This window comes from Streptomyces albireticuli (assembly GCF_021228125.1).
GTDB lineage: Bacteria > Actinomycetota > Actinomycetes > Streptomycetales > Streptomycetaceae > Streptomyces > Streptomyces albireticuli.
This window is the reverse complement of the sequence record NZ_JAJQQS010000035.1, coordinates 1-20,749: the sequence shown is the minus strand read 5'-3', so window position 1 is coordinate 20,749 and position 20,749 is coordinate 1. Positions and strand designations below refer to the sequence as shown.

The following is a 20,749-nucleotide window of genomic DNA, read 5'->3' as shown; positions in this document are numbered from 1 at the left end:
TCGGGCCCGTTCGGGCCTAGCGGGCCACGACGTCGTGGAGCTTTGCCGCCTGCTTGTCCTTCAGCGGGCCGATCACGGACAGCGAAGGACGCTGCCCCAGTACATCGCGGGCCACCGAGCGGACCTCGTCCGGGGTGACGGCCGAGATGCGGGCCAGCATGTCGTCGACCGACATCTGCTCGCCCCAGCACAGCTCGCTCTTGCCGATCCGGTTCATCAGCGCGCCCGTGTCCTCCAGCCCGAGGACCGTGGAGCCGGACAGCTGTCCGACGGCGCGGGTGATCTCCTCGTCCGACAGACCGTCCGCGGCGACCTTGTCCAGCTCGTCGCGGCAGATCCGCAGGACGTCGTGCACCTGGCTCGGGCGGCAGCCGGCGTAGACGCCGAAGAGGCCGCAGTCGGCGAAGCCCGAGGTGTAGGAGTAGACCGAATAGGCGAGACCGCGCTTCTCCCGGACCTCCTGGAAGAGGCGGGAGCTCATGCCACCGCCCAGGGCGGTGTTGAGCACGCCGAGCGCCCAGCGGCGGTCGTCGGTGCGGGCCAGCCCCGGCATCCCGAGGACGACGTGCGCCTGCTCGGTCTTGCGGCCGAGCAGCTCCACGCGGCCCGCGGTGCGGATCGCCTTGGCGCCGGAGCGCGGGGCGACGGGCACCGCGTCCGTACGGCCCAGGGCGCCGGCCTTCTCGAAGGCCGCGCGGACCTGGCGGACGACCTTGGCGTGGTCGACGTTGCCCGCGGCGGCCACGACCAGGTGGGTCGGGTCGTAGTGCTTCTTGTAGAAGCGGGCGATCTGGTCGCGGGTGAGGGCGTTGATCGTGTCGACCGTGCCGAGGACCGGGCGGCCGAGGGGGGTGTCGCCCAGCATCGTGTGCGCGAACAGGTCGTGCACGCAGTCGCCGGGGTCGTCCTCGGTCATCGCGATCTCTTCGAGGATCACACCGCGCTCGGCGTCGACGTCGGCGGCCTCGATGAGCGAGCCGGTGAGCATGTCACAGACGACATCGATGGCCAGCGGCAGATCGGTGTCGAGGACACGGGCGTAGTAGCACGTGTACTCCTTCGCCGTGAACGCGTTCATCTCGCCGCCGACCGCGTCGATGGCGGAGGAGATGTCCAGCGCGCTGCGCTTGGCGGTGCCCTTGAAGAGCAGGTGCTCCAGGTAGTGGGTGGCGCCGTTGAGCGTCGGGGTCTCGTCGCGGGAGCCGACGTTGGCCCAGATGCCGAAGGTCGCCGAGCGTACGGACGGCAGGGTCTCCGTGACGATGCGCAGGCCCCCCGGGAGGGTGGTACGGCGCACCGTACCGATGCCGTTCTCGCCCTGGAGAAGCGTTTGGGTACGGGCGACGGCCCGCCCCTCCGAAGAGGTGCGGGCCGTCTTCCGTGTACTACGGGACGTCACTTGGCGGACTCGTCCTTAGCCTCGTCGCCGTCCTCGCCCTCGATGACCGGGATCAGCGAGAGCTTGCCGCGCTGGTCGATCTCGGCGATCTCGACCTGGACCTTGGCGCCGACGCCGAGCACGTCCTCGACGTTCTCCACGCGCTTGCCACCGGCGAGCTTGCGGATCTGCGAGATGTGCAGCAGGCCGTCCTTGCCGGGCATCAGGGAGACGAAGGCACCGAAGGTGGTGGTCTTGACGACCGTACCCAGGTAGCGCTCGCCGACCTCCGGCATGGTCGGGTTGGCGATGGCGTTGATCGTGGCGCGGGCGGCCTCGGCGGCCGGGCCGTCGGCGGCACCGATGTAGATGGTGCCGTCGTCCTCGATCGTGATCTCGGCGCCGGTGTCCTCCTGGATCTGGTTGATCATCTTGCCCTTGGGGCCGATGACCTCACCGATCTTGTCCACGGGGATCTTGACGGTGATGATCCGCGGGGCGTTGGGGGACATCTCGTCCGGCGTGTCGATCGCTTCCATCATCACGTCGAGGATGTGGAGGCGGGCGTCGCGGGCCTGCTTGAGGGCCGCGGCCAGGACGGAGGCCGGGATGCCGTCCAGCTTGGTGTCGAGCTGGAGGGCGGTGACGAACTCCTTGGTGCCGGCGACCTTGAAGTCCATGTCGCCGAAGGCGTCCTCCGCACCGAGGATGTCGGTGAGGGCGACGTAGTGCGTCTTGCCGTCGATCTCCTGGGAGATCAGGCCCATGGCGATACCGGCGACGGGGGCCTTGAGGGGCACACCGGCGTTCAGCAGCGACATGGTGGAGGCGCAGACCGAGCCCATGGACGTCGAACCGTTGGAGCCGAGGGCCTCGGACACCTGGCGGATCGCGTACGGGAACTCCTCGCGCGTCGGCAGCACGGGCACGATGGCCCGCTCGGCCAGGGCGCCGTGGCCGATCTCGCGGCGCTTCGGCGAACCGACGCGGCCGGTCTCGCCGACGGAGTAGGGCGGGAAGTTGTAGTTGTGCATGTAACGCTTGCGCGTCACCGGCGACAGCGTGTCGAGCTGCTGCTCCATACGGAGCATGTTCAGCGTGGTGACACCCAGGATCTGGGTCTCGCCGCGCTCGAACAGCGCCGAGCCGTGCACGCGCGGGATGGCCTCGACCTCGGCGGCGAGCGTACGGATGTCCGTCACGCCGCGGCCGTCGATGCGCTTCTTCTCCTTGATGACGCGCTCACGGACCAGGGCCTTGGTCAGCGAGCGGTACGCGGCGGAGATCTCCTTCTCGCGGCCCTCGAACTGCGGGAGCAGCTTCTCGGCGGCCACGTCCTTGACGCGGTCCAGCTCGGCCTCGCGGTCCTGCTTGCCGGCGATGGTGAGCGCCTGGGCCAGCTCGCTCTTGACGGCGGCGGTCAGGGCCTCCAGGACGTCGTCCTGGTAGTCCAGGAAGACCGGGAACTCGCCCTCGGGCTTGGCGGCCTTGGAGGCGAGCTCCGACTGGGCGCGGCACAGGACCTTGATGAACGGCTTCGCGGCCTCGAGACCGGCGGCGACGACCTCTTCGGTCGGGGCGTCGGCGCCGTCCTTGACGAGCTGGATGGTCTTCTCGGTGGCCTCGGCCTCGACCATCATGATCGCGACGTCGCCGTCCTCCAGGACGCGACCGGCGACGACCATGTCGAAGACGGCGTCCTCGAGCTCGGTGTGCGTCGGGAAGGCGACCCACTGGCCCTTGATCAGGGCCACGCGGGTGGCGCCGATCGGACCGGAGAAGGGCAGGCCCGCGAGCTGCGTGGAGCAGGAGGCGGCGTTGATCGCGACCACGTCGTACAGGTGGTCGGGGTTGAGCGCCATGACCGTCTCGACGATCTGGATCTCGTTGCGCAGGCCCTTCTTGAAGGACGGGCGCAGCGGGCGGTCGATCAGGCGGCAGGTGAGGACGGCGTCCTCGGAGGGGCGGCCCTCGCGACGGAAGAACGAGCCGGGGATCTTGCCGGCCGCGTACTGCCGCTCCTCGACGTCGACGGTCAGCGGGAAGAAGTCCAGCTGGTCCTTGGGCCGCTTGGAGGCGGTGGTGGCCGACAGCACCATGGTGTCGTCGTCCAGGTAGGCCACGGCGGAGCCGGCGGCCTGACGGGCCAGGCGGCCCGTCTCGAAGCGGATGGTGCGGGTGCCGAAGGCGCCGTTGTCGATGACGGCCTCGGCGTAGTGGGTCTCGTTCTCCACCAGGGATATCTCCTCGTCTACGTCCCGGCGCCCGTGTGGCGCGGGACGGGGGCGGAGGGGCGCCTGTGCTGGCCGGTCTTCGATCGAAGCACCCGGATTTCCCTGATCCGGGGGCCACTACCGAGGACCGGCGGCGAGCGCTGCGCTCCTCCTCGTACTGTCGCGGCGCGGTGCCGCTGTGGAAACCAGACTACAAAGCTTCTGCTTTCCACGAGATACGCAAAGGGAGCGGCCCCCAGGGTTGGGAACCGCTCCCTTCACGGTGTCTTACTTGGCGCCGGCGGCACCGCGGCGGATGCCGAGGCGCTCGACCAGGGCGCGGAAGCGCGTGATGTCCTTCTTGGCCAGGTACTGCAGCAGGCGGCGACGCTGGCCGACCAGGAGCAGCAGGCCACGACGCGAGTGGTGGTCGTGCTTGTGCTGCTTCAGGTGCTCGGTGAGGTCCGAGATGCGGCGGGTGAGCATCGCGACCTGGACCTCGGGGGAGCCGGTGTCGCCCTCCTTGGTGGCGAACTCGGCCATGATCTGCTTCTTCGTAGCGGCGTCGAGCGACACGCGTACTCCTCGAAATTCTTCTTCAGCCACCGAGTGCCCCTGGTCTTGGTCTCAGGGGAGCTTCCGTTACTCGGGAGGCGGGGTCCGCTGGGCGCTGTCCCCAGAGGCCGGTGAGGGCTTTCCGGAGGCGCGTACACAAACGGCCGTTACACACAGTACCAGCCCCGCCCAGCGGCCCCGCCGCAGGTCTAGCCGGCCAGGCCCCGGGCGGCGGAGTAGAGGCCCAGGACCGCGAGGCACAGGGGTACGAGCGCGAGGAGGAGCGTGCTCTCGGCGAGATCGGAGACACGCCCCCAAAAGGGTGACAGGCCCTTCTCGGGGACGACGAGGGCGACGGTGGTGAGCAGGGCGCCACCGAGGGTGACGGCGGCGGCGACCCAGAGGGTGCGGACGTCGAGGGAGCCGTCGGCTCCGGCGGGCGGCTGGAGGGCGAGCCCGAGGACGAGGAGGGCGAGGGCGGCCAGGCCCGCGCCGAGGACGGCGGCGACCTGCGCGGTGTAGCGGAAGAGGCGGGCGCGCAGCAGCATCGCCAGGCCGGCGGCCAGGGCGAGCAGGCGGGGCCAGGGGCCGCCCGCGGAGGTGAAGGCGAGGACGGCGGTGGAGCCGACGACGACGGCCGCGCAGCCGCCGACGAGGCCGAGGAGCAGTTCGTGGCCGCGGCGGACCTGGGCGGCGATGCGCTCGGCGTCCACGGGCTCGGGCGTCTGGCCGCGGTCGGCGAGGTCGTCGGAGCCGGCGCCGCGCGGGGCGGCGTAGCCGATGGGGAGGCGGGCCACCCGGGCGGACAGGCCGGGCAGGAAGGCGATGGCGCCGATGGCGACGACGGCGCAGACGGCCGCCGCGTCGGCCGGGCGGGAGTCGGTGAGGATCACGCAGAAGGCGGCGAAGGTACCGGTGGCCGCGGTGGTGAGGGCGGCGACGAACGGCGCGTCGCCGGCGGGCATGACGGCGACGAGCGCGGCGGAGGCGACCAGGACGGCGGCGCAGCCCAGCAGGAACTGGAGCCGTCCGGCGCCCTCGCCGGCCGCCGGGCCGAGCACCCCGGAGCCGGCGATCATCAGGTGCGGGAGGGCGGCGAGGCCCAGGGCGACGGCGGAGGCGCGGTCTGCGTAGACCCGGGCCCGTACGCCCGCGAGGGCGGTCAGGAGGACGCCGACGGCGGCGGCGACGGCGCCGGGCACGCCGTGCGTGTCGTGCCGCGCGGGGTCGGCGAACCAGAGGGCGAAGCCCATGAGGGCGAGCAGCAGCGCTCCCCCGGCCAGGCCCCAGGCCCGCAGGAGCCGGTCGTTCCACAGGGTGCGGTCGCGGGTGACCGCGGCGGCGACGGCGTCGGTGACGTCGTCGTGCACGGCGGGCGGCAGCGACTCCGCGAAGGGCCGGAGCGAGAGCAGGTCGCCGTCGAGGATCCGCTGCGCGGCGAGCGAGCGGGCGCTGTCGAGGACGGTGCCGTCGCGGCGTACGAGGTGGTAGCCGGTGGGCGCGCCGACGGGCTGGGTCTGCCCGGTCAGGCGCAGGATCTCCGGATACACGTCGGCGACGGCGATGTCGTCCGGGAGGGCGACGTCTATCCGGCTGTCGGGCGCGACCACGGTCACTCTGCAGAAGCCGGTCGCAGCGGACGTACTCACCTATCGGGCCCCTTGGTTCGCTCCGACGATCACTCTGGTGATCGCTCATGCTTGCGCGCGGCGGCCACCCTATCGGGAGGGCCGGCGCGTACGTCGATAGGATCACCGTTCCGCGCAGGGGAGGCCGTCGCCGTAGGGGCGCCGGGCGGTGCCGCGCGGAATTGTCCTTGCCGTGCGGAGGGGTTGAGGCATCCGGTGAGCCAGATCGTGGTCAGTCGTCCACCGAGGGCACTGCCGCCGGAGGTGCCCGGCGCGGAGATCCGCCTGGAGGCGCCGCCGGAGCTGCCGAGGGGCGCTCAGGACAGTGTGCTGATGCAGCTGTTGCCGACGCTGGGCATGGCCTCGTCGATGGTCTATTTCTTCATGCCGGGCGCCGCCCCGATGATGAAGATCATGGGCGTCATGATGATGTGCTCGACGCTCGGCATGACCATCGCGATGGTGGTGCGGCACCGTCAGGGCTCGCAGGGGCAGACGGCGGACATGCGCCGTGACTACCTCAAGTACTTGGCGCAGACGCGCCGGACGGTGCGGCGCACGGCGAAGGCGCAGCGGGACGCGCAGTTCTATCTGCACCCCTCCCCCGATCAGCTGTGGTCGGTGGTGGCGGAGGGGACGCGGCTGTGGGAGCGGCGGGCGAGCGACGACGACTTCGCGCAGGTGCGGGTCGGGCTGGGCACACAGCAGCTCTCGACGCCGCTGGTGGCTCCGGAGACGGCTCCGATAGACGATCTGGAGCCGCTGACGACGGGGGCGATGCAGCAGTTCCTGGCGACGCACGGTTCGCTGGACGGGATGCCGGTGGCGCTGTCGCTGCGGGCCTTCTACCACGTGACGCTGTCGGGTGAGCCGGAGACGGTGCACGGGACGGCGCGGGCGCTGGTGGCGCAGCTGGTGACGCTGCATTCGCCGGAGGACCTGGTCGTCGCGGTGGTCTCGGCGCGGGGCGCGGCCTCGTACTGGGAGTGGGCGAAGTGGCTTCCGCATGTGCAGGTTCCGGGTGCGGTGGACGGGGCCGGCGCGCGGCGGCTGATCGGTGACGACCTCGGCGAGCTGGAGGACCTGCTGCGGCCGCGGCTGGAGGGGCGTACGCGGTTCAGCCGTGAGGGGCAGCCGTTGCTCGACCAGCCGCATGTGGTGGTCGTGCTGGACGGTGGCGCGGTGCCGGCGGACTCGGCGTTCGCGGCGCCCGAGGGCCTTCAGGGCGTCACGATCGTGGAGGTCGTGCCGGGCGACCTGGGTGAGCTGCGCGGCGGCCTCTCGGTGGTCGTGGAGCCGGGGTCGCTCCGGCTGATGTCGCAGGTCGCGACGTATGAAGGGGTGCCGGACACGCTTCCCATGGAGGCGGCGGAGGCGCTGGCGCGGCAGCTGGCGCCGCTGCGGGTGGGCGGTGGCGACGGCGACGAGCCGCTGCTGGCGAATCTGGACTTCACGGATCTGCTGGGCCTGGGTGACGCGGGGTCGGTGGATGTGGCGCGTACGTGGCGGCCGCGGTCGGCGGCGGAGCGGCTGCGGGTGCCGATCGGCGTCAGCGAGGACGGCGCGCCCGTGATGCTGGACCTGAAGGAGGCGGCGCAGGACGGTATGGGCCCGCACGGTCTGTGCGTGGGCGCGACCGGTTCCGGAAAGTCGGAGCTGCTGCGGACGCTCGTCCTGGGGCTCGCGGTCACGCATTCGTCGGAGAACCTGAACTTCGTCCTGGCGGACTTCAAGGGTGGCGCGACCTTCGCCGGGATGTCGGGGCTGCCGCACGTCGCGGCTGTCATCACCAACCTCGCGGACGACCTGACGCTCGTCGACCGCATGCGCGACTCGATCACGGGTGAGCTCCAGCGCCGGCAGGAGCTGCTGCGCGCGGCGGGCAACTACGCCAACATCCACGACTACGAGAAGGCGCGGGCCGCCGGGGCCGCGCTGGAGCCGCTGGCTTCACTCGTCCTGGTGATCGACGAATTCAGCGAGCTGTTGACGGCCAAGCCGGACTTCATCGACATGTTCATCCAGATCGGTCGCATCGGCCGTTCGCTGGGTGTGCACCTGCTGCTGGCCTCGCAGCGCCTGGAGGAGGGCCGGCTGCGTGGCCTGGAGACGTATCTGTCGTACCGGATCGGTCTGCGGACGTTCTCGGCGGCCGAGTCGCGTACGGCGCTGGGCGTGCCGGACGCGTACCACCTGCCGTCGGTGCCGGGTTCGGGTTATCTGAAGTTCGGTACGGACGAGATGACGCGCTTCAAGGCCGCGTATGTCTCGGGCACGTACCGTACGGGCGCGAGCGCGGGGTCCGGCGGCGGCCCGCTGCCGATCGAGCGGCGTCCGGTGCTGTTCACGGCCGACCCCGTGCCGGTGACGTACACCGCGCCGGCGCCGGTGCCGGACGAGCCGCGGGCGGGTGACGACGGGCTGGCCGACACGGTGCTGGACGTGATCGTGCGCCGGGTCGAGGGCCAGGGTCCGCCGGCCCACCAGGTGTGGCTGCCGCCGCTGGACCGTTCGTCGTCACTGGACGAGCTGCTGCCGCCGCTGTCGGCGGTGGAGGGCCGCGGTCTGACGGCTCCGGACCTGCCGCGCGCGGGGCGTCTTTCGGTGCCGATCGGACTCGTGGACAAGCCCTTCGAACAGCGGCGTGACGTCCTGTACCGGGACTTCTCGGGCGCGGCGGGCAACATGCTCGTCGTCGGTGGCCCGCAGTCCGGCAAGTCGACGCTGATGCGGACGCTGGTCTCGGCGTTCGCCCTGACGCACACTCCGGCCGAGGTGCAGTTCTACGGTCTGGACTTCGGTGGCGGCGGTATGAGCGCGATCGCCGACCTGCCGCACGTGAGCGGTGTGGCCTCGCGCCTGGACCCCGAGCGGGTCCGCCGTACGGTCGCCGAGGTGGCGGGCATCCTGGCCCGTCGCGAGGAGTACTTCCGGGCGCACGGCGTCGACTCGATCGGCACGTACCGGCGGCTGCGGGCGTCGGGGGAAATCTCCGACCAGCCGTGGGGCGACGTCTTCCTGATCGTCGACGGCTGGGCCAACTTCCGGCAGGAATACGAGATGCTGGAGGGGGTCGTCGCCGACATCGCGGGCCGCGGCCTGGGCTACGGCATCCACATCGTAGTGACCGCCTCGCGCAACATGGAGGTCCGCGCCTCGCTCAAGGACCAGCTGCTCAACCGGCTGGAGCTGCGGCTCGGCGACACGATGGACTCGGAGTTCGACCGTAAGGTCGCCGCGAACGTCCCGGCCGGTGTGCCCGGCCGCGGTCAGCTGCCGGAGAAGCTCCACTTCATGGCGGCGCAGCCGCGTATCGACGCCGACAACGACCCCGAGACGCTCACGGACGCGACGGCCGCGATGGTCCGCGCGGTCGGCGAGGCGTGGTCCGGCCCCGGTGCCCCGGGCGTCCGGCTCCTCCCCCGCAAGCTGCGCGCCGAGGAGCTCCCCAAGGGCTTCGAGTACCCGCAGCACGGCGTGGCCATCGGTATCGACGAGACCAATCTGGAGCCGGTCTTCGTCGACTTCGAGACCGATCCGTTCTTCCTGGTCTTCGGTGAGAGCGAGTCCGGCAAGACGGCGGTGCTGCGGCTGCTCGCCAAGCAGATCACCGAGCGCTACGGCCCGGACGAGGCGAAGATCGTGGTCGGCGACTACCGCCGTACGCTCCTCGACGTCATCCCCGACACGCACCTGCTGGAGTACGCGCCGATCACCTCGGCCCTTACGGTGCACGCCAACGCGCTCAACGGGCTGATGGAGCGGCGCGCTCCGCAGCCGGACATCACCCCGCAGCAGCTGCGCGACCGCAGCTGGTGGTCGGGCCCGCGCTTCTTCGTCATCGTCGACGACTACGAGCTCGTCTCGACCAGCAGCGGGAACCCGCTCGCGGTGCTGACCGAGAACCTGCCGTTCGCCCGTGACGTGGGCGTCCGCTTCATCATCGCGCGCAGCTCGGCCGGCGCGTCCCGCTCGATGTTCGAGCAGTTCATGCAGCGCGTACGGGAGCTGGGCGCCCAGGGCATCGTCCTCTCGGGCGACCCGGGCGAGGGCGACGTCCTGGGCGGCGTCCGCCCGCGCCCGATGCCGCCGGGGCGTGGTTACTTCGTGTCCCGGAAGCGGGGGACGCCGCTGATGCAGGTGGGGTGGGTGCCGGAGGAGCAGTAGCGGCTTCTGCTGCGGCTGCGGCTGCGGCTGCGGCTGCGGTCGGCAGTAAGGGGATCGACAAGATCCGAAGAGGGGGTGCGCCTGGCGCACCCCCTCTTTGTTAGGTTCGAACGTACGAATGCCCTGGTGCGTGCGTGTCGGGGTGGATCTGAACGAATTCCGGGGGGAATCGTGGCGTTCGGGGTTGTGCGGGGCGAGTGGGAGGCGGGGGCGGGCCGCGCGGGGGCGAGTGCGGGAGCGCCGGCCACGGAGACGACGGCTACGGGCGTGGGGGCAGGGCCCCTGGGTAGGCGGGGACCTGCGGGGCGTGCGGGGCCAGGGGGCGGTGCCCCTGGCTTCACTCCCTCCCCGTCCACCCGCGCGTAGAGAGCCGACCGCACCATGCTCACGTACCACCAGGTCATGACCACGGACCTCAGCCTGCTGACCACTGCCGCCACACAGTGGGACGCGGCCGCCAAGGATCTGGAGACCGTTCAGAAGACGTACAACAGCCAGGTCCGTAACGTCGGCATCGACGAGCAGTGGCAGGGCGTCGCCCGTACGTTCGCGCAGATAGCCAACACCCGGACGTACGAGCAGTACTCCGCGGCCGCGACGGAGGCCCGGGCGATCGCGTCATTGCTGCGGGACGCGCACGGGCAGTTCGTCGAACTGCGCAACAAGCTGAAGTCCGCGATCGCCGACGCGGCCAAAGAACACATGAAGATCGACGACAACGGCAAGGCGACCTGGACCAAGCGCGACGACCCCGGCGTCAAGAACGACCCTGATGCCGCGACCTCGATCCCGAAGGCCGAAGCGTCCTGGACGCAGCACATCGCCGATATCGTCCAGCAGTTCGACGACGCCGACCAGGGCGTCAAGCTGGCCCTGGCGGCGGCTACGAAGGACTCGGACCCGAACGACGGCATCGACCACGGGTTCAACGCGAAGGCCGAGGGCGACATCGAGGTCGTCGAGGGCCGGCGCCAGGCCGAGTTGGCCCGCCTGGACCACTGGGACGACAAGCAGCTGGCCGAGATGCAACGCCTGGAGCGCGACAACAAGAACAAGGCGGAGTTCAGCCAGAGCTTCCTCGCCGGCCTCGGACCCGACAAGACGATCGACTACGCCAACAGGCTGCGCGGCCTGGCCAAGGGCGACAAGAAGCAGGATTACGAGCAGCTGCAGAGCGGGCTCGCGGCGAACATCGCCAGCGCCACCAAGGACACCAAATCGTCCTTCTACGACACGTGGCACCAGGGTCTGCGCAAGGCCGGAGAGAAGAACTACGGCAGTAACACCAGCCCGTTGTACGGCTACCAGGCCTTCCTGGAAACGATGAAACACGGTGGCGGGTACGGGAAGGGATTCCTCGACGATCTCGGCAACGACATCATCGGCACCGAGAAGAAGCACCCGGGAATCTGGAACAAGATCTCCGGCCACAAGGACGTGGGGAACGACCCCCTCGACGGCCTGCTGAGCATCATGAGTAAACAACCCGACGTCGCCACGTCGTTCCTCGATCCCGGCGCCGACGGTAAGAACGACCACTTGAAGTACCTGCTCAAGGACCGCAGCTGGCCGAAGCTGACGACGATCGGGCCGGCCGGGGTGCACGATCTGAGCGATCCGGCCACACAGGTCGGTCTCGGCGCCGCGCTGGAAGCGGCGGCCACAGGCCACCCGCCGCTTGCCGACGGCGCGCGTCCCGACCCGGAGGCTCGGCACACCGCGGCACAGACACGAGTCATGCACGACACGATCGTCTTGGCCGATCCGGGGTCGAGCAGCGCCGCTCCCGCCAACCTCCGACGCCCGCTCGCCAACGCACTCGCCGAATACGGGGCGGACACCCACGAGATTCTGAGCGGGAACACCGCATATCCGGACCACGACGGGCCGTGGGAATCGAACGGCAGAGTCAATATGTCTGTTGACCAGGACGCGCTGCGGCGCACCATGAGAGGCCTCTCGGAGGATCCGGAAGCCTATGCGACTTTGCATCGAGCGGCTTCCGATCACATTTCCAATGAAATGGACAAGCTGCCCGCCGACGCCCAGGGTTACGAGCGGAAGAACCCGCTGGACAAAGCCGGCGCCGTTCTCGGCGCCTACAGCGCGATACGCGACGATGTCATCAACGACAAGCGGGCATCCGACTATTCCGGCGCCGACTGGAAGTCCAAGATGGCGTACCACATTTTGGGTGGCGCCGTCACTCCGGTGACTGTCGGCGCCGGTAAATTCCCGATCGGCGACGCACTGCAACGCGGTGTGGACTACTGGACCTGGGAATGGGCGAACAACATGAAGGGCGCGGCTGACACCGAAGCGAATATCAAGATTTCCGATAATTATCTCGATACCAACAAGCAGATGCGCACAATGATCGACCAATGGGCTCAGAAACACCACGTATCAGCGGAGGGACCGGGGAAGGACATCATCGAAGGAATGAAGGGTGATGTCATGATCGGCGCCACCCGGGGGTCCGCCTACACGAAAAACCTTCTTCGATAAAATTTGACACCGGATGCCGCGCAGTAGCCGCAGACACCAGGAAGCGACACTCCAGCATGCTCAAAGAAGTCACCGAGGGCTCGGAGCCGGGAAACACCTCCGCTCCGATCGCGAGGAAAGGCCGTCGCATCGCGCTCATCGTCTCCATCGCTCTGATGGTCCTCTTGACCGGCACCGGCGCCTATCTCTGGCTGGGTGGGTACTCCCACTGGCAGGACAAGAAGTCACTCGCCCGAGCCTGTCAGGGAATCTTGCCGCGGGATGAACTCGAGTCGCTGATGTCGAACGACCTGCGCGGCACCGATGAGCGAATGTTCGAGGTTGGCAGCGGATGGCTGGACGGCTGTACCGTCGAGGCACGGGAAGGCCGGGACGGGACCACTCAGTTCGGCATAGGCTGGAGTGACCAGGTCAGTATGCCGCTTTCCGCTCTCGGCCGGATCGAGTTCGCCGGAGAAAACGGGGCAGCCACACCTATCGGGCACGGCTGGACAGGCTCCATGACCCGGTCCGGGTCCGCAGGTAATGCCAGCGTACTGCTGGAATGCAAAGGCTTGAATAAAAATCTCCTGGTGACCGCCAGGTCATACCGCGGAAAATTCAGTGAGAACTCCTCGATCTCTCAGGGGTTCGGTTCCCTGGCAAAGGTCGCGACCCGGACGGCGCAAAAAGCGGCCGCGAAGTGGGATTGTGATGCGCCCCTGGGCCGATCGGTGGACTCCGTCACTCCCCCGGCCAAAATGGCGCGTGACTTGCCGAGCCTTGCTCAGGCTTCCGGTAGCTGTCGTTCCATGACTTCACTCACCGCCGCGCTTTCTCAACGAAAGGTCCGCAAGTCCCTCGACACCCCCGAAGGTAATTCACTCGTCGAGGACTGCTACCTGTTGGACGCGGACGGAAATGCTGTCTACCGGCTCTCCGCGTACTACGGCCCGTACGCTCGCGACCTTCTCAGCACCCGCGCCTGGCCGAATCCGGGCCCTGCCGGCATCGAGCAGAAGTCGGGGTACGCGTGGGCAAGTTCCCAGTGCCGAAACTTCTTCGGAACAGCGCGTTTCACCAGCGGCATCGTGGAGAACTCCGACAAGGCAGCCGCGCCGGCCGACCCGGGCCTGCAGCGCGAGCTCCTGGCCGCGTTCGTCAAGGACTCGGCGGAACGGCATGGATGTTCGGGAACGGAGCTTCCGTGAATCACGGAAGTCTTGGCCACGGCCGGCTTGGTGACCGCGTTCGCCCTGGCCAGGCCGAGACCCGGTGGGCAGCCGGGCGCGGGCCATCGGCCGACGCCTCCCGCCAGGCGCCGACCGGCCACGGCCACTGGGACTGGAGTGCCCGGGTCCTCCGAAGCGAGGGCGTCGCCTGCGGGAGGCGAGGAGTCGTAGGCTCAAGCGAGCCCCAGGAACCGCACGGGGCTCGGGTGGCGTCGACGCTTAGGGCTTCGACGAACATCTCATAAGGGGGGTGCGCCAGGCGCACCCCCCTTGTTAGTTTCGAACACACGAATGACCTGATGTCACAGGGTGCACACGGGACTTGCGGTCCGGGGGGAACGGGAAAACATGGCATTCGACAACGAGTGGGACGAACTGCGAGCCGAGTCCGTGGCACGGCTCCAGGAGGGCCGGGCAGGAGCGACGGACTCCCACACGCGCCTCAACGGCACCGGGCCGGCCGGGCCGCTCGGCCCGGTCGGCGGGAATCAGGGCGGCCCCGGCCTCGCCTCCTCCTCCCCGAAGAAGAGGGCGGCCATCTCGGCGCTGGAGCAGCCCGTTCAGCCCGACACCCAGAAGGCCGGCAAGGTCATGGACGAGACCACGGAAGCCGCGGCCAAGGGGTTCAAGGACTGGGCCACGGGCGCGGGCATCACCGAGGCCCTCAAGGGCTGGCGCGCCTCGGTCAAGGCGCTGGAGAACCGTCTCGCCGGCGAGAAGGCCGGTCTGTCGGGCGCCAACACGCTCTTCCAGGGCGCCGACAAGGGCCTCGGCGGCCAGTTCGGCCTGTACGGCCCGCCGCTCCTGCCTCCCAGGCTGCCCGGCCCCGGCCAGCCGGGCGGCAACTCGCCCTTCACGTCCCGCCTGACGGACTACAACTAAAGGAACCGGCCGGATCATGCTCACGTACCACCAGGTCATGACCACGGACCTCGCCCTGCTGACCACTGCCGCCACCCAGTGGGACGCCGCCGCCAAGGACTTCGAGACCGTCCAGAAGACGTACAACAGCCAGGTCCGCAACGTCGGCATCGACGAGCAGTGGCAGGGCGTCGCCCGTACGTTCGCGCAGATAGCCAACACCCGGACGTACGAGCAGTACTCCGCGGCCGCGACGGAGGCCCGCGCCATCGCCTCACTGCTGCGCGACGCCCACGGACAGTTCGTCGAACTGCGCGCCAAGGTGAAATCGGCGATCGCCGACGCGGCCAAAGAAGACATGAAGATCGACGACAACGGCAAGGCGACCTGGACCAAACGCAACGACCCCGGCGTAAAGAACGACCCGGACGCCGCGACCGCGATCCCCAAGGCCGAAGCCTCCTGGACACAGCACATCGCCGACATCGTCCAGCAATTCGACGACGCCGACCAAGGCGTCAAACTGGCCCTGGCCGCGGCAACCCAGGACTCCGACCCGAACGACGGCATCACCAACGGCTTCAACGCCAAGGCCGAAGGCGACATCGAGAAGGTCGAGGCCCATGAAGCCAGCAGGCTCGCCGGCATCAAGGACCCGGACGACAAGCAGCGCGCCGAAATGATGCGCCTGATGCGCGACAACAAGAACGACCTCGCCTTCAGCCAGACCTTCCTCAACGACCTCGGCCCCGACAAGGCCATCGACTACGCCAACAGACTCCGCGGCCAGGCCAAGGGCGACCACAAGAAGGACTACGAGCAGCTCCAGAACGGACTCGCGACCACCATCTCCACGGCCACCCGGGACCCCAAGTCGCCGTTCTACGACAAGTGGCGCAAAGACCTGCGCGAAGCCGGCGCCAAGAACTACGGCAGCAAGACCAACCCGATGTACGGGTACCAGCCGTTCGTCGAGCTGATGAAGCACGGCGACAAATACGGCAAGCAGTTCCTCACGGACCTCGGTGACGACATCATCAGCACCGAGAAGAAGCACGAGGGGATCTTCAACAAGATCGCGGGCGGTCACAAGGGCGTCGGCAACGACCCTCTCGACGGCCTCCTGAGCATCATGGGCAAGCAGCCCGACGTCGCCACGTCGTTCCTGGACCCCGGCGCCGACGGCAAGAACGACCGCCTGAAGTACCTGGTCAACGAGCGCGACTGGCCCAAGCACTGGGCCATCACTCCGGCAGGTATCCACACCTTCGACGACCCGGCGTCCCGGCTGGGGCTCGGCGCCGCGCTGGAGGCGGCGGCGACCGGCAACGTACCGGGTACGAAGCACGCGATCGGCGGCCACACCGAGGCCGAGGCGCGGGTCATGCAGAACACGATCAGGGCGCTCGACGCGGACGGCAAGGGCGACAAGCTCCACGCGAACCTGCGGGCTTCCCTGGGCCACATGCTCACGGACTATACGAGCGACACCCACGAGATCGCGTCCAACAACAGCGGCCGCTACGACGAAGCCGCGCCAAGAGAGAACTCGGTGGGCAAGGTGTGGAAGGACGCCGACGGAACAGTTCACATGGCCGTCCACCAGGCGAATCTTGCCCGGATCATGCGGGGCGTGGCCGAGGACCCGAACGCCTTCGCCGAGATGTACAACGCCGAGCACCAGTACTCCGTCGAGACCATGAGCCGGACGTCCTTCAAAAATGAGGAGGACCGCGAACTCACCATCAGGAACGCGGCTGGAGCTTTCGGATTTTACGACGGCGTGCGGGCCGATGTGGTCTACGACAAACGCGACTCAGCCATCCAGTGGGCCCGCGACGTCAGCCACGCCGTGACCGCCACCTCGGGGGCCGCGCTCAACTTCGTACCGGCCCAGATCGGCGGCGCCGACACCCCGAAGGGCATCAAGATCGGGGCCGATGGCCTCAACCGCATGCTCGACTTCGCCATGTACGAATGGACCAAGGAGCAGATCTCCGAGGCCACCGCGGCGGCCGGCAAGGACAGCCGGAGGGACTTCTACGCGGGCCAGCAGCAGGTCGACCACCTTGTACGGGAGTGGGGCAAGTCGAACGGCCACACCAACCAGGAGGAGTCCCTCATGAGAAATCTCGTCGGAGACTCCAAGAATCAGCACTACACCTCGCGTGAGATGACCCTCGGAGCATTGGGCAGGGACCACTGACCACCGTTGTTTTTCCCGGAACCGAACCGCTCCACAGAGACTAGGAACTGATCTGTGCCCAAACGCCGTCGTTGGCTGATCGCGGGATCCGCAATCCTCGCGCTTCTCCTGACCGCCGGAGCCGCGTTCTACATGACGGGTGGCTATGAGGAATGGCGGGACGATCGCTCTGTGAGCAGCGCCTGCGAGGGGGTGGTATCCAAGCAGGACGCGCAGTCGGCACTGGGAAGCCGACGGATCTACACCAGGCCCGAGAAGGAGCTCGACTTCATCTTCGGCAACATGGCTGAGGGACGCATTACCAAGTGTGTCCTGAAAAGCCGCGACAGCGGCGAGAACGTAGTCGTCCAGGTGAGCCGGGTGTCGGGCTCCACGGATGTGCGGGCGCACTACGCTCATCAGTTCGTGGACACACCCGGCTACGGCACGGTCCCCGTGGGCGGCGGTTGGCGAGGCTCGATGGTCTTTCATGACGACTCCCTCCAAGGGAGTGTCGAACTCGCCTGCCGCAATCAGAAGGACAGAAGTCTTCTGGTGAGCGCCAGGACCCTCTACTCCCCCCGCGACGAGCCGGGCCTCGACTCCCAGCAGCGCGCGGACGACCGCGCCGGCTTCGCCCGTCTACTCACCAGCACCGCGAGCGCGGCGGCCGACAAGTACGACTGTGACGCGTCGCTGGGCCGGCCCGTCGATGACGTGGCACCGGACCCGGTCCGGAACCCTGTACCCCTCGACAAGGCGAAAGGCATCTGCGCCCCGGTGGCCGCCCTCCGAGACGGCGCCGGACGAGTCGGAGCGGTCTCCGTGACGGATGCTCCCACCGACCCGACCACCCCGGCGGAGGACTGCTACCTGAACGACGCGCAAGGTACCCCGCTCTACCGGCTGACAGCCCTCTATGGGCCCTTGGCCGACATGGCGCGAGCGAAGTCCACCGACTTCGACCCGACCTCGAAGAAGGCGGCGGAGTTCCAGCAGAAGTACCACCGCGGTTTCGGTAGTGCACAGTGCGGAGCCCAGCAGGGGCGGGCCTTCTACAGGTTGGGAACGATCCACAGGGGAGTAGGCGAGCGGACCGTCAAGAACCCCGACGTGGAGTTCGAGCGCGCGGCACTCAAGGCTTTCGCCGAACAGTCCGCGAAGACGCACGGCTGCGACAACCTCCAGCTGCCGTGACCGCTGCCCGCGGGGGCCTCGTTCAGAGCAGGTGATCGAGCTCCCCGCGCTTGGCGGCCTCGACCAGGCTGCGCAAGCCTTCCCGGGTTGTGACAAGGAGGTCCTCCGGGCGGCTGGTCTCGCGGAGTATGGGGGTTCCATCGATGGTGTGACCGATCTGAAGGCAGGCGTTACCGCCACCGGCGCAATAGGGTTCCTGCCACTTGATCTCGGACATTCTCTTCCCTCTCAGATTTCCTTGGTGATGGTGCGGATCAACGCACGGGAACGCTCCGGCGACAACGACTGCTGGTCTGCCCGCGCGAACAAGCCGCGGTAGTTCTCCAACTGGAGGTCGGCGGTGAGGAACACCGTGGCGTGCGCGGCATCGAGCTGCACAGTGTCCAGCTGAGGTACTGCCCCGTAGGCATAGAACACGGTCTGTCCCGCGCCAGGGAAGCCACTGGCGGTGAAGGGGATGACCCGGATCAGCACGTGGTGTCGCTCGGTCGCAGCCAAAAGGTGCTCCAACTGCGCGAGTGCGACCTTTCGGCCGCCGAACTGGATCCGCAGCGCGGCTTCGTGGATGATCGCGTCGAACTGCGGCGGCTTCCTCCGATCCAGCACCGCCTGGCGCCTCATGCGGTGCTGGATCCTGAGGTCCAGTTCGTGCGCGGGCAGTGGTTACACCGCTTCCTCGAAGACCGCTCGGGCGTGGTCCTCCGTCTGCAGCAGCCCAGGGATGTGCACGCTGGAGGAGAGACTCATCCGGCGAGAATGGTGTTCCAGCTCAGCGATGTCGAGGTAGCCGGGTGGGAGGGCTCCGCGGTACTCCTCCCACCACTCCTTGTCCCGCTCGTCGGCCATGGCGACCAGAGCCTCGACCAGGTCCTCGTTGGCGCAACCGTAGTTGCACGCCAAGGTTCGCAGTCGATTGGGCGTCACACCTACTCGTCCGGCCTCCAGGTGGCTGACCTGGTACGCCTTGATGTTCACCACCGCGCCGGCCTCTTCCACGCTCATCCCGGCCGCCTCACGCAGCTTGCGCAGCTCGATGCCCAGTCGTCGTTGCCGCTGGGTCGGGTGACTCCTCGAAGGCATGCGATCCCTCCCTGTGATCTAGGCGCAGCATGCCCCGTGACACCGGGCGGAGTCCACCGACAGGGTTGTCTTTGTAGACAAGGTTGTCTGACTCTCGCCTGAGCCCTTACATTCAGTGACGCACCGCTCACACGCGAAGGCACCGGAAGTGCACCGCGCGAGCCTGCCCGTCTTCCCTGCGGCGGGTACGCCTGCGCGCAGGGAGGCAAGGCCACCGGTAACCGACCTGTGTGCGACGACCCCTTCACCTCACCCTGTGTCTGGAGTGACCGCACATGAGCAACGACACCCCCTGCGTGCCCGATCCGACGCGGCCGCCCGGCCCGCCGGAGCCCGCCCTAGGGAACCTGAGCTACACCCTCGGCCTGCCCTCCAACGCCCACAGCCTCGGCACGGCCCGTACCGTCGTACGGCGCGTCCTGTGCCAGCACGGGCTCTCCGACCTGGCGGAGCTGGGCGTGCTCGCGGCGTCCGAACTGCTCGCGAACGCCTGCCTGTTCACCCCCGGCCGCGAGGCCGGCCTGTCCATCTGCTGGCGGTACGGCGTACTGCGCCTCGCCGTGTCCGACGAGCACCCGCCGCACCCGGCCGGGGCACGGGAGATGTGCAGGGCGCGACGGAGAGCGGCCCTGTCCACGCTGGACGCCGTCGTCGACGCCTGCGGCGGCATCTGCGGACTGGACGAGACCGCGGCGCCGCTGGGCGGCAGCAGGATGTGGGCCGTGTTCTCCCGGGAAGCCGGAGAGAACTACGCCCAGCTCTGAGGGCCTTGTTCGAACCGGGTCTGCGACCCCGCCGTGCGGAGTACGCTGCTCACGGATTGCCCGCGACGCACGTCAACTCACCTGACGGCACCGCGCTTCGGCGAAGTTCGCGCACTGTGAAAGGCGGCCCCTTACCGATGGACGAACACGAGAAGGCCGAGCTGTACGCCATGGACATCTCGGGCGCCGAGTGGCTGAGCGCGCCCGACCCCACGACCGAGGAGCGCGTCGAGATCGCGTACCTCGACGGTGGCGCGGTGGCGATGAGGTCGTCCGCGGACCCGGACACCGTTCTGCGCTACACGGAGGCCGAATGGCACGCCTTCGTCCTCGGAGTACGGGACGGCGAATTCGACCTGACGTGAGCCGCCCCGCGGGGCTCGGCCCACGCGAACGGGGGTGGGTGGGCCGATCGCCGGCTCCCCCACCCCCGTGAAGGGTTATCGCGTCATCAGTGTCAGTAGCTGATGTCGAAAAGCGTCGAGGCCTTCTTGTCGGTCGCGTAGTAGTGCTCGCTACCCGTCAGGACAAGCTTCGCGATCTCGTCCAGCGTCTTCTGGATGTGCTCGCTCCGCTGCCGGAACATCGCGTTCGCGTTCATCATCATCTGGTGGGCCTGGCCCTCCCAGCCGTGCGCGACGTCACTGACGGCCTTCTGCATGGCGTCCAGCTCCTGCCGGATCACGCCTGCGGCCGCCTTGATGTCCTTGGCGGTCTCCGAAAGCGAGCCGTAATGAACGACAAGTTCGCCGTTGTCTGCCATGTCCCCACCCTCTGTGGTGTCGTCTTCTGGAAATCGGCGGTCGCCGCGCCTCTGCCGCGGCTACCGCGTTGGCCCGGACCCGGGTCCGGGCCCCTACTCAGTACTTGTCGATCCTGAACCGTTCCGACTTCTCTGCCGCTCCGTTGTGAGCTAGCAGAGAGGATGGGCGCCATGCCCAAGAAGATTGACTCAACGCTTCGTAGCCAGGCTGTGCGGCTGGTGATGGAGCATCGCGCGGA

Annotated in this window: 14 protein-coding genes and 1 pseudogene; 8 read left to right on the top strand and 7 right to left on the bottom strand. The window is 68.5% G+C overall.

Annotation, left to right across the window (positions count from 1 at the left end):
- Window positions 1-16 precede the first annotated feature (16 nt).
- The 4 genes from LUZ64_RS35400 to eccD form a co-directional block, all read right to left on the bottom strand.
- The gene (locus tag LUZ64_RS35400; protein ID WP_095578565.1) at window positions 17-1,399 is read right to left on the bottom strand and encodes a M16 family metallopeptidase; all 1,383 of its coding nucleotides are present in this window, start codon (window positions 1,397-1,399) and stop codon (window positions 17-19) included.
- On the bottom strand, window positions 1,396-3,612 hold the full coding sequence (locus tag LUZ64_RS35395; RefSeq protein ID WP_095578564.1) for a polyribonucleotide nucleotidyltransferase: 2,217 nt from the start codon (window positions 3,610-3,612) through the stop codon (window positions 1,396-1,398). The genes LUZ64_RS35400 and LUZ64_RS35395 overlap by 4 nt, the downstream gene beginning before the upstream one ends.
- 267 nt (window positions 3,613-3,879) lie before the next feature.
- Window positions 3,880-4,167, bottom strand: a complete 288-nt coding sequence (rpsO, locus tag LUZ64_RS35390; RefSeq protein ID WP_045934183.1) for a 30S ribosomal protein S15 — start codon at window positions 4,165-4,167, stop codon at window positions 3,880-3,882.
- A 188-nt stretch (window positions 4,168-4,355) separates the two neighbouring features.
- Window positions 4,356-5,795 (bottom strand): type VII secretion integral membrane protein EccD, encoded by a 1,440-nt coding sequence (gene eccD / locus LUZ64_RS35385; protein WP_095578563.1) that lies wholly within the window; start codon window positions 5,793-5,795, stop codon window positions 4,356-4,358.
- A gap of 195 nt (window positions 5,796-5,990) precedes the next feature.
- Between eccD and eccCa the strand changes: the two genes are divergently transcribed.
- The 6 genes from eccCa to LUZ64_RS35355 all read left to right on the top strand — a co-directional run bounded on the left by eccCa (window position 5,991) and on the right by LUZ64_RS35355 (window position 17,903).
- Window positions 5,991-9,941 (top strand): type VII secretion protein EccCa, encoded by a 3,951-nt coding sequence (eccCa, locus tag LUZ64_RS35380; RefSeq protein ID WP_095578562.1) that lies wholly within the window; start codon window positions 5,991-5,993, stop codon window positions 9,939-9,941.
- A 402-nt stretch (window positions 9,942-10,343) separates the two neighbouring features.
- On the top strand, window positions 10,344-12,449 hold the full coding sequence (locus LUZ64_RS35375) for a hypothetical protein (protein WP_143593203.1): 2,106 nt from the start codon (window positions 10,344-10,346) through the stop codon (window positions 12,447-12,449).
- 56 nt (window positions 12,450-12,505) lie between these two features.
- The gene (locus LUZ64_RS35370) at window positions 12,506-13,639 is read left to right on the top strand and encodes a hypothetical protein (protein ID WP_095581956.1); all 1,134 of its coding nucleotides are present in this window, start codon (window positions 12,506-12,508) and stop codon (window positions 13,637-13,639) included.
- A 369-nt stretch (window positions 13,640-14,008) separates the two neighbouring features.
- Window positions 14,009-14,542, top strand: coding sequence for a hypothetical protein (locus LUZ64_RS35365; protein ID WP_095581957.1), 534 nt, complete (start codon window positions 14,009-14,011; stop codon window positions 14,540-14,542).
- Between the two features lie 16 nt (window positions 14,543-14,558).
- Window positions 14,559-16,727 (top strand): DUF6571 family protein, encoded by a 2,169-nt coding sequence (locus LUZ64_RS35360; RefSeq protein ID WP_095581958.1) that lies wholly within the window; start codon window positions 14,559-14,561, stop codon window positions 16,725-16,727.
- Window positions 16,728-16,898: 171 nt separating this feature from the next.
- On the top strand, window positions 16,899-17,903 hold the full coding sequence (locus LUZ64_RS35355; RefSeq protein WP_232390935.1) for a hypothetical protein: 1,005 nt from the start codon (window positions 16,899-16,901) through the stop codon (window positions 17,901-17,903).
- Between the two features lie 22 nt (window positions 17,904-17,925).
- Here LUZ64_RS35355 and LUZ64_RS35350 read toward each other — a convergent pair whose 3' ends face one another.
- Both LUZ64_RS35350 and LUZ64_RS35345 read right to left on the bottom strand, forming a co-directional pair.
- Window positions 17,926-18,120 (bottom strand): DUF397 domain-containing protein, encoded by a 195-nt coding sequence (locus LUZ64_RS35350; RefSeq protein WP_095581960.1) that lies wholly within the window; start codon window positions 18,118-18,120, stop codon window positions 17,926-17,928.
- 11 nt (window positions 18,121-18,131) lie between these two features.
- Window positions 18,132-18,983, bottom strand: a pseudogene (locus LUZ64_RS35345) (helix-turn-helix domain-containing protein).
- A gap of 275 nt (window positions 18,984-19,258) precedes the next feature.
- Between LUZ64_RS35345 and LUZ64_RS35340 the strand changes: the two are divergent.
- Both LUZ64_RS35340 and LUZ64_RS35335 read left to right on the top strand, forming a co-directional pair.
- A complete protein-coding gene (locus LUZ64_RS35340; protein WP_095581961.1) occupies window positions 19,259-19,747 on the top strand; it encodes an ATP-binding protein in 489 nt (162 codons plus the stop codon).
- A 137-nt stretch (window positions 19,748-19,884) separates the two neighbouring features.
- Window positions 19,885-20,112, top strand: a complete 228-nt coding sequence (locus tag LUZ64_RS35335; RefSeq protein ID WP_095581962.1) for a DUF397 domain-containing protein — start codon at window positions 19,885-19,887, stop codon at window positions 20,110-20,112.
- 92 nt (window positions 20,113-20,204) lie between these two features.
- Here the strand turns inward: LUZ64_RS35335 and LUZ64_RS35330 are convergent, their stop codons facing one another.
- On the bottom strand, window positions 20,205-20,510 hold the full coding sequence (locus LUZ64_RS35330) for a WXG100 family type VII secretion target (protein ID WP_095581963.1): 306 nt from the start codon (window positions 20,508-20,510) through the stop codon (window positions 20,205-20,207).
- Between the last annotated feature and the right edge of the window lie 239 nt (window positions 20,511-20,749).

Bases quoted from the DNA above. Each gene is read 5' to 3' on its own strand.
- LUZ64_RS35375 (WP_143593203.1), top strand. From the start codon at position 10,344: ATGACCACGGACCTCAGCCTGCTGACCACTGCCGCCACACAGTGGGAC.
- LUZ64_RS35370 (WP_095581956.1), top strand. From the start codon at position 12,506: ATGCTCAAAGAAGTCACCGAGGGCTCGGAGCCGGGAAACACCTCCGCT.
- LUZ64_RS35365 (WP_095581957.1), top strand. From the start codon at position 14,009: ATGGCATTCGACAACGAGTGGGACGAACTGCGAGCCGAGTCCGTGGCA.
- LUZ64_RS35360 (WP_095581958.1), top strand. From the start codon at position 14,559: ATGCTCACGTACCACCAGGTCATGACCACGGACCTCGCCCTGCTGACC.
- LUZ64_RS35350 (WP_095581960.1), bottom strand. From the start codon at position 18,120: ATGTCCGAGATCAAGTGGCAGGAACCCTATTGCGCCGGTGGCGGTAAC.
- LUZ64_RS35340 (WP_095581961.1), top strand. From the start codon at position 19,259: ATGAGCAACGACACCCCCTGCGTGCCCGATCCGACGCGGCCGCCCGGC.
- LUZ64_RS35335 (WP_095581962.1), top strand. From the start codon at position 19,885: ATGGACGAACACGAGAAGGCCGAGCTGTACGCCATGGACATCTCGGGC.
- LUZ64_RS35330 (WP_095581963.1), bottom strand. From the start codon at position 20,510: ATGGCAGACAACGGCGAACTTGTCGTTCATTACGGCTCGCTTTCGGAG.